Below are 8,283 nucleotides of genomic sequence, written 5' to 3' on the forward strand. Positions count from 1 at the left end.
ATAAGGAAACAGAGCGAATGGAAAAACTCATTGTTTTCTCCATTCGCTCTGTTTTTATGGACTTTTTAGACAAGCCCACCAAATATTTTGTTTTTTTACCTGTCTACTTGACAGGGAGCAGTTCATAAGATTGGGTAGAAGGTGTTTTTTTATTTACGAAATTGTTTCTTTGGCATGGGATTTTCTGCTTAAACAGTAGAACATAGATGGTCGCACACGAAAATGAGAATTTCTCCAAGTTCATGCGCGTGGCACGCTCCAGCGCTCACGAAAACGAAATTTTCCCAGTGCATGTGCGTGGCGGGCTACTGCTCTTACGAAAGCTAACATTTAATCCGATTATAAAGGGAGCAAGAAATTTAGCGAAAACCTACTAACAACCTATACAGCTATCAATTGCCGAGTTTACGGCGCTTCATCCGTTTCTCCCTTCGTGCCGGTGCTGTTTCAAACAAATGCTTTTCTTCCTCCGACTCCGGAATCACTTTTGGCACTTTAATCGGCTTACCCTGTTCATCAACGGCTACCATCGTTAAGAAGGCCTCCGTAGTTAATTTTTCATGCGCATGTAAAAAGTTTTCCGCCGAGACTTTAACATACACTTCCATCGAAGTCCTTGGTGTACGTTACAAAGGCTTCAAGTGTCAAAGCATCGCCAACCTTTGCTGCAGACAAAAAGCTAACCGAGTCAATCGAAACGGTAACGACAATCGCATTAGCGTGCTTCATAGCCGATAATGCCGCTACTTCATCGATATAAGCAAGAATTTTCCCTCCGAAAATGGTATCGATATGATTCGTGTCCGGGGGCAGAACTAACCGTGTTTGAATGACCCTCGATTCTTTGACTGTTTTTCTTTGCAACAATAAGCTCCTTTCCGATAACCCTATCATAAATCATCGAAACCGTTCAATTCGCTTGTCTTCGTGTAAGTTCGCGACTTCTGTTCAAAAAAGTCCGTCTTCGTGCTATCGAAATTATCGACATAAGCTTTAATCCATTTCATCGGATTTTCAGTATATCCTTCATATAGCTCACTTAACCCCATCATACGCAACATTTTATTTGCGCGGTATTTAACATAACCCGCCATTTCCATTAAGTCAATTCCTTTTACGTCCTTTAATACATAATTTGACCATTCTATTTCTAAATCTACAGATTGTCGGAACGTATCATAAACCCAGTTGATAAATGATTCATTATTGAGCTCTTTATTTTCTGCCAATGTCGCTCTAAATAACTCGGTCATAAATCTGCCATGTTCTAATTCGTCACGGTTGATGTAACTAATCATCGTCGATGTGCCAACCATTTTATTATTACGTGCTAAGTTGTAAAAGAATGCGAATCCAGAGTAGAAAAACATTCCTTCAAGCAAGATTGAAAATACAATTGTCTTGACGATGTTTTCAATTGTTGGTTGATCAACAAATTTGTTATATTGTTCCATGATTGCTTCATTTCTTTTTAATAAAACTGTATCTTTTCGACCGAACTCGAACGATTCATTTTGCTCACTGAGCGATACGACAGAAGAAAGTACGTAAGAATATGATTCATTATGGACCGCTTCTTGTTGTGCAATGACCGCCATTATCGATTGCACAGACGGATCTGTCGCATAAAGTGATAGAAGTAGCGCTGTTCTCGTTTGAGGTGCATCTAACGTCGATAATAAACCGATGATTTTCAAATATGCATCTTTCTCTTCATCAGTCAATGTTGGGAATTGTTTCACATCACTTGCCATATTGATTTCATCCGCTTGCCAATAGTTCCCGACTAAACGTTTATACATTTTATACCAATGGGGATATGCAATATTATTCCAATTTAATATACCGCTTGATTCACCACCGAAAAGTCCTGTAGATTTAATAGGGAATTTCGGCTCTAACGTTTTTGCTTTTTGTAATATCTTCGTCATCAGTTAACACCCTTTCCACCCATTTTTCGATCTTTTTTTCTTGTTCTCCACGTGGGGACTGTTCTATTTTTAATCCTTCCCATTTACTTTCATAAAAAGTGACGAGTTTATCCACTGCCCGACAAAAAAGCTCATCTCCACCAAACTGCGTATCACCTGAGCCGAACACTGCAACATTTGGCGGTTTATAGCCGATTTCTAAAATAAAATCTTTCACTTCATCTGGTGTACTTCCTAAATCCCACGTAAAAGTGCCGAGAAATATATAATCGTATGATGAGATGTTTGGAAAATGGTAATTGTAACCTATTTCATACATTTCGACATCATGCTTCTTACGTTCTAATATTCTTTTTATAATAAATGCAATTTCTTCCGTATTTCCACTATATGATAAATACGCGATTAAAGATCTCATGCATGACACCACTCACATTCTTCAACATCACTAGAAGTGGAGCGAACGTAGTAAGTCGTCTTCAATCCTTCTTTCCAGGCTTGTAAATGTAAATCTAACAATACTGATGCACGAATCGTATTTGGTACGTAAATGTTAAATGAAATACTTTGATCAATGTGTTTTTGCCTTACCGCATTTTGTCGAACAGACCATCTTTGATCAACAATGTAAGCAGATCTTCGATAAATATCGTATGTTCGATAGTTTAAATCTGGAGCAGTAACAGGTATTTTAAAGTCTTTCTTTTCTTCATAATAAAATGGTTTAAAAACTGGATCGATGCTCGCAGTTGAACCAGCAATGATCGCCGTTGATGAATTTGGAGCTACTGCGAGCAAATAGCCATTTCTTATCCCGTGTTGTTGCACATCTGATTTTAATTTAACCCATTCCTCACTTTGATAGCCTCTTTCATTAAAATAAGCACCTGTCGCCCATTTGCTACCCGGAAACAGCGGATAATGTCCTTTTTTTCTACTTAATTCCATGCTCGCTTTGATCGTCAAATAAGCGATTTTTTCATATAATTCATCTGCATATTGAACAGCTTCCTCGGATTCCCAATGAATCCCTTTTAACGCTAATAAATGGTGCCAACCGAATGTTCCTAACCCAATTGCTCGATATTTTTTATTCGTTAGCTGTGCTTGTTTAACTGGTAAAGTATTAATATCGATGACATTATCGAGCATTCTTACTTGAATCGGTATTAACCGTTCCAATACACCATCAGAGACAGCCCGTCCGAGATTGATCGAACTTAAATTACAAACAACTAAATCACCTGGCTTATATTTTTTTACGACAATTTCATCATGTTCCACAAACTGTTCGATTAATTCTGTCGGTGATTGGTTTTGTGTGATTTCAGTACATAAATTCGAACAATAAATGATTCCAGCATGAGCATTGTTATTTTTCCGATTTACTTCATCACGGTAAAACATAAAAGGCGTACCAGTTTCTAATTGCGAAATCATAATTCGTTTCATAATCTCGATAGCGGGAACCTTCTTTTTGGAAAGTCGTTCATTCTCGATACATTGTAAATATTTTTTTCGCCAACTGCCGTTACCTTTTTCTTCATCGTAAAAATCTTCTAACGAAAAACCCATTACCTCTCTTACCTCGTGTGGATCGAATAAATACCAGTCTCCGCGTTTTTCCACTTGTTCCATAAAGTAATCCGGGATGCAGACACCTAGAAAAATATCATGTGCACGCATTCGCTCGTCTCCGTTGTTTAATCTTAAATCTAAAAATGGTTCGATATCTATATGCCATACATCTAAGTAGACTGCGATTGCACCTTTTCTCGTTCCCAATTGATCGACACTGACTGCAGTGTTATTTAATTGACGAATCCACGGAACGACGCCACTTGACATTCCTTTAAACCCTTTAATTGCGCTCCCTCTACCTCGAACTTTTCCCATATATACACCGATCCCACCACCATGTTTCGACAGATGAGCGACATCGGTATTGACGTCATAAATCGACTGTAAACTGTCGTCCACCGTATCGATAAAACAACTAGATAATTGACCATATGTCTTTCCAGCATTCGTTAACGTCGGTGTTGCAACCGTCATATATAAATTGCTTAATGCCCAATATGCTTCTAACACAAGGTCTGTTCTTTTACCTTCATCTTCATCTTGCATTAAATGCATCGCAATGATCATCCATCGTTCTTGGGGTAATTCATATACATTTTTCTCATAATCGGTCGCTAAATATCTTGTCGCCAACGTGTGTAGAGCCAAATAGTTGAACAAAAGATCTCTTTTCGGAGAGATTTGTTCCCCGAAGAACTTCACTTCTTCTTTTGTATACTTCTTTAGTAAGTTTTCAGTGTATATTCCCTTTCTCGTCAACATGTCGATTAACTCGTAAAAGTCACCGTATTTCTCTGACGGTTCATAGTTACGATTTCTTGCCGCTTCACGATACAAAGTATGTAAATAGATTCGGCTGGCAAAAAATGACCAATTTGGATTTGCTTCATCGATATTTTCCAATGCATTATTGATGAGCACGTTTGTTATTTCTTCAACACTCATATTTTCCGAAATTTGCCGTCGACATTTTTCCTTATACTCTTCCAAATCGAGTTCTAAACCTTTATTTGCTTCCACAAGAAGCTTATCCATCAGCTGTTTCTTGATAATCGTTGTCATTTTGCATCCTCCATTACTTTTATTGAAAATGAAAAAACCGTTTATCCGAAACGAGGGATAAACGGTTGAAAGACAATAATCGGCTATTAGTGCATCGTTTACAAACACAATGCACTAGTACGTCTCGCACCGTTTCATAATCCCTCACCCCGGAGATTTGAAACTTCGTTAAAAGGCAGGTCTCCTGACTCATGTGTATCCTACTCGAAACCTTCCCATACCGTCTGCAAAACATTTACAAACGAGTACAGTGGTATATTTCTTTCGACACATTTACAGTTGCGGGGGCAGTTTCAGCTTTGCACTGAATTCCCTTTTAAGGCGCACATTGCGCCACCTAATCAACTATATATAGTATTTGGTTTTTATTTTTTTCAATATATTGATTATAAACCTATCATAAAAATTTTAAGAATACAATAGGAAAGTGGCTATCCATTCGTGCAAAAAATGACGAAATGTAAATAGGGGCTACTGAACAACTAAAAAATGCTGACCTGATAAGGCATTGAATTGTTTTTTCAACTATAATATTACTTACGATCAGTTCTTAGATGAAATTTATATTCCTTATTATGAAACGGAAGTAAGTGAAAGTACCTTTTATGCACGAACCAATGTTTTCAACATTATTAGAAATCGTTTTAAAGGAAAACGAATTAGAGAAATTTCTGTTCAAGACGTCCACTTTTTTAGAACGTGGTTATTATCTAAAAAGGGGCGAATTATTCTCAAAGTTATGCTAGTTTAGTTTTTGGTACATTCAGGCGTTCTTTAGATTATGCTGTTACGATGGAGTATTTGGAGTACAATATTTCAATGAAAGTAAAAGCAATTTCTAAAGGAAAGTTTATACCTGAATATTGGACTAAAAATGATTTTGAACGTGTTATTTCTCAAATTTATATTGAGGATTATTATGAACATTTATGTTTCGTGATGTTATGGGTCTATTTTATGACAGGCTTACGTGTGAATGAAGGTACAGCTCTCCATTGGAGAGATATAGACTTCAAAAACAAAAGAATGAGAGTCTATCATAATTTGTTTTTTAAAAATAGAAATGATTGGAAAAGAAATAATTACACGAAAACAGTAGATGGTAGGCGTGTTATTAGTTTAGATGATGATACGGTAAAAATCTTAAAGGATTGGAAAAAGCGTCAAGCTAAAGTCGGTAAAATAGATTTTGTTCTTTCATATGATGGTTCTCCTATGGGGAAATCAACTATAGCTAGAATAATTAATCGGTATGCTAAACTTGCAGGAGTTCATCCAATTCCAGCAAAGGGTCTAAGACATTCACACGCAAGTTATTTGATAAACGAATTTAATGTTTCTGTATTAATTTTATCTAAACGAATGGGTCATTCCTCACCAGAAATTACTTTAAAACATTATTCTCATATGTGGTCGGGTCTTGATGAAACGATTGCAGATGAGATGACAGGTAATATTAAGATTCAAACAGCTGAAGAAAAGAAATTTGCATTTAATGGTAATCAAGCTATTAAGTATAATGTTCCAAAAGATGAATAGAAGTATTATCCCCACCAAAAACCGATGACCTGCTCACAAAGCCTTGTGTATCAATGGGTTTGATGGCGGATGTTACTATTGAGTGGGAGTAATAACCATAAAATCCGAACATTACAAAAAATTTTTTAAAAATGTTCGGATTTTTATTGACGTAGGACTTTTTAACTGTTATTATGAAATTGAACTTAATATTAATTATACCATTACTCGTATAATGTTGGGGATATGGCCCAAGAGTTTCTACCAAGCTACCGTAAATGGCTTGACTACGAGGTAATGTGTAAATATTGGGGAGTCTGAATTTTCCCCGTTATTTCCACGTACCTTAGCCAAAGTCCCGAAATATGTATTTTCGGGACTTTTTATGTTTGTTTGGTTGAAACAAAAATTCGGAAATAAATAGGGGGAAAAACGAGTGAAAAAGTATTTTCAATTTGAAGAGCTTGGCACGAATTATCGTCGTGAATTTATCGGTGGGTTAACAACGTTTTTATCAATGGCATATATTTTAGCTGTTAACCCTGCAATGCTATCTCTAAGTGACATTCCAGACTTACCTTCTGAGATGAGAATGGATGTAGGTGCTGTATTTGTTGCGACTGCACTTGCTGCAGCAGTGGGAACATTATTAATGGGATTGTTAGCCAAATATCCAGTAGCGCTAGCTCCTGGGATGGGATTAAACGCTTTCTTCTCATTCTCAGTAGTTTTAGGTATGGGAGTGCCTTGGCAACACGCATTAGCAGGGGTTCTATGTTCAGGTATTATTTTCATAATTCTTTCTATTTCAGGTATTCGTGAAATCATTATTAATGCCATACCAGCCGAATTGAAATATGCTGTAAGTGCCGGTATTGGTTTGTTTATTACATTTGTTGGATTACAAGGTTCTGGTATCATCGTAAATGATGATGCGACATTAGTTTCTCTTGGTGACTTGACAGACCCAAATGTTTTACTAGCTGTTTTTGGTATTGTTGTTACAGTTATTCTATTAGCGGTAGGAGTTAAATCAGGTATTTTTGTTGGGATGGTTATTACTGCAGTAGCAGGAATGATGACAAATTTAATTGATGCTCCTTCAAAAATTGTTGATTCTGTCCCAAGTATTGCGCCAACATTTGGAGCGGCATTTGGTGCGTTTAGTGATCCTGAATTTTTTACTGTAAATATGTTAACGGTGATCTTAACGTTTTTATTTGTCGATTTCTTTGACACTGCAGGAACATTAGTTGGTGTAGCTAATCAAGCAGGATTAATGAAAGATAACAAGCTTCCTAGAGCTGGTAGAGCATTATTAGCAGATTCAAGCGCGACTGTTGTTGGTGCGGTTTTAGGTACGTCTACAACTACTTCATATATTGAATCATCTTCAGGAGTTGCAGCTGGTGCTAGAACAGGTTTTGCATCAGTCGTGACAGCAGGATTATTTTTGATTGCATTATTTTTCTCACCGTTATTATCTGTTGTAACATCTGCAGTAACTGCTCCAGCACTAATTATCGTTGGAGTATTAATGGTAGCATCATTAGGAAAGATAGACTGGACAAAATTTGAAATTGCTGTACCTGCTTTCTTAACAATCATATCAATGCCTCTTACTTATAGTATTGCAACTGGTATTGCTATTGGATTTGTATTCTATCCTATTACAATGATTGTTAAAGGAAATGTAAAAGCGATACATCCGATCATGTACTTCTTGTTTATAGTATTTATTGTGTTCCTTGCTTATAATCCAGTTTAACATTAAAAAAGGTTATTCCCTATGAATAAAGGGAGTAGCCTTTTTTTATTTTCGATATTTATACAGATTAATTAATTGACGCAATTATCTATTGATGATATGATTCTAATACTTTGTTGAAAAGAAATTTTGTTATTTAATGAAATATACTTGACGTTTTTGATAGTGATTTGTTATATTATTATAGTTGGTGTTTGCGAAGAACTGGTAATTATCATGAATTAAATACCATTGATATTTTATTTCTTCTTTGATAAAATATATTTGTCGCTAAATGAAGGACACCACAATTTGAACCTTGAAAACTGAACAAAACAAAGCGTCTAAAGAAACATGCTAGTCAATCATTTTGAGCAATCAAACTACTTATTGGAGAGTTTGATCCTGGCTCAGGACGAACGCTGGCGGCGTGCCTAATACATG

At 36.3% G+C, this 8,283-nt stretch carries 4 protein-coding genes, 2 pseudogenes and 2 riboswitches; of the genes and pseudogenes, 2 read left to right on the forward strand and 4 right to left on the reverse strand.

Features of this window, described 5'->3' with window-relative positions:
- Positions 1-392: 392 nt before the first annotated feature.
- The 4 genes and pseudogenes from AC3ASS_RS13040 to AC3ASS_RS13055 form a co-directional block, all read right to left on the reverse strand.
- Positions 393-894, reverse strand: a pseudogene (locus AC3ASS_RS13040) (acyl-CoA thioesterase).
- The gene (locus AC3ASS_RS13045; protein WP_488283958.1) at positions 891-1,931 is read right to left on the reverse strand and encodes a ribonucleotide-diphosphate reductase subunit beta; all 1,041 of its coding nucleotides are present in this window, start codon (positions 1,929-1,931) and stop codon (positions 891-893) included. The pseudogene AC3ASS_RS13040 and the gene AC3ASS_RS13045 overlap by 4 nt, the downstream one beginning before the upstream one ends.
- On the reverse strand, positions 1,879-2,349 hold the full coding sequence (locus tag AC3ASS_RS13050) for a flavodoxin (RefSeq protein ID WP_488283959.1): 471 nt from the start codon (positions 2,347-2,349) through the stop codon (positions 1,879-1,881). The genes AC3ASS_RS13045 and AC3ASS_RS13050 overlap by 53 nt, the downstream gene beginning before the upstream one ends.
- Complete coding sequence (locus AC3ASS_RS13055) at positions 2,346-4,574, reverse strand: ribonucleoside-diphosphate reductase subunit alpha (RefSeq protein ID WP_488283960.1); 2,229 nt, start codon at positions 4,572-4,574, stop codon at positions 2,346-2,348. Before AC3ASS_RS13055 ends, AC3ASS_RS13050 begins: the two co-directional genes overlap by 4 nt.
- Before the next feature lie 157 nt (positions 4,575-4,731).
- Positions 4,732-4,930, reverse strand: a riboswitch (cobalamin riboswitch).
- 152 nt (positions 4,931-5,082) lie between these two features.
- Between AC3ASS_RS13055 and AC3ASS_RS13060 the strand changes: the two are divergent.
- Both AC3ASS_RS13060 and AC3ASS_RS13065 read left to right on the forward strand, forming a co-directional pair.
- Positions 5,083-6,113: pseudogene (locus tag AC3ASS_RS13060) on the forward strand (tyrosine-type recombinase/integrase); the annotation flags it as partial.
- Between the two features lie 187 nt (positions 6,114-6,300).
- A riboswitch (purine riboswitch) is annotated at positions 6,301-6,402 on the forward strand.
- Positions 6,403-6,528: 126 nt separating this feature from the next.
- Complete coding sequence (locus tag AC3ASS_RS13065) at positions 6,529-7,860, forward strand: NCS2 family permease (RefSeq protein WP_488283961.1); 1,332 nt, start codon at positions 6,529-6,531, stop codon at positions 7,858-7,860.
- Positions 7,861-8,283 lie beyond the last annotated feature (423 nt).

Source organism: Bacillus sp. JST-5 (genome assembly GCF_057747715.1).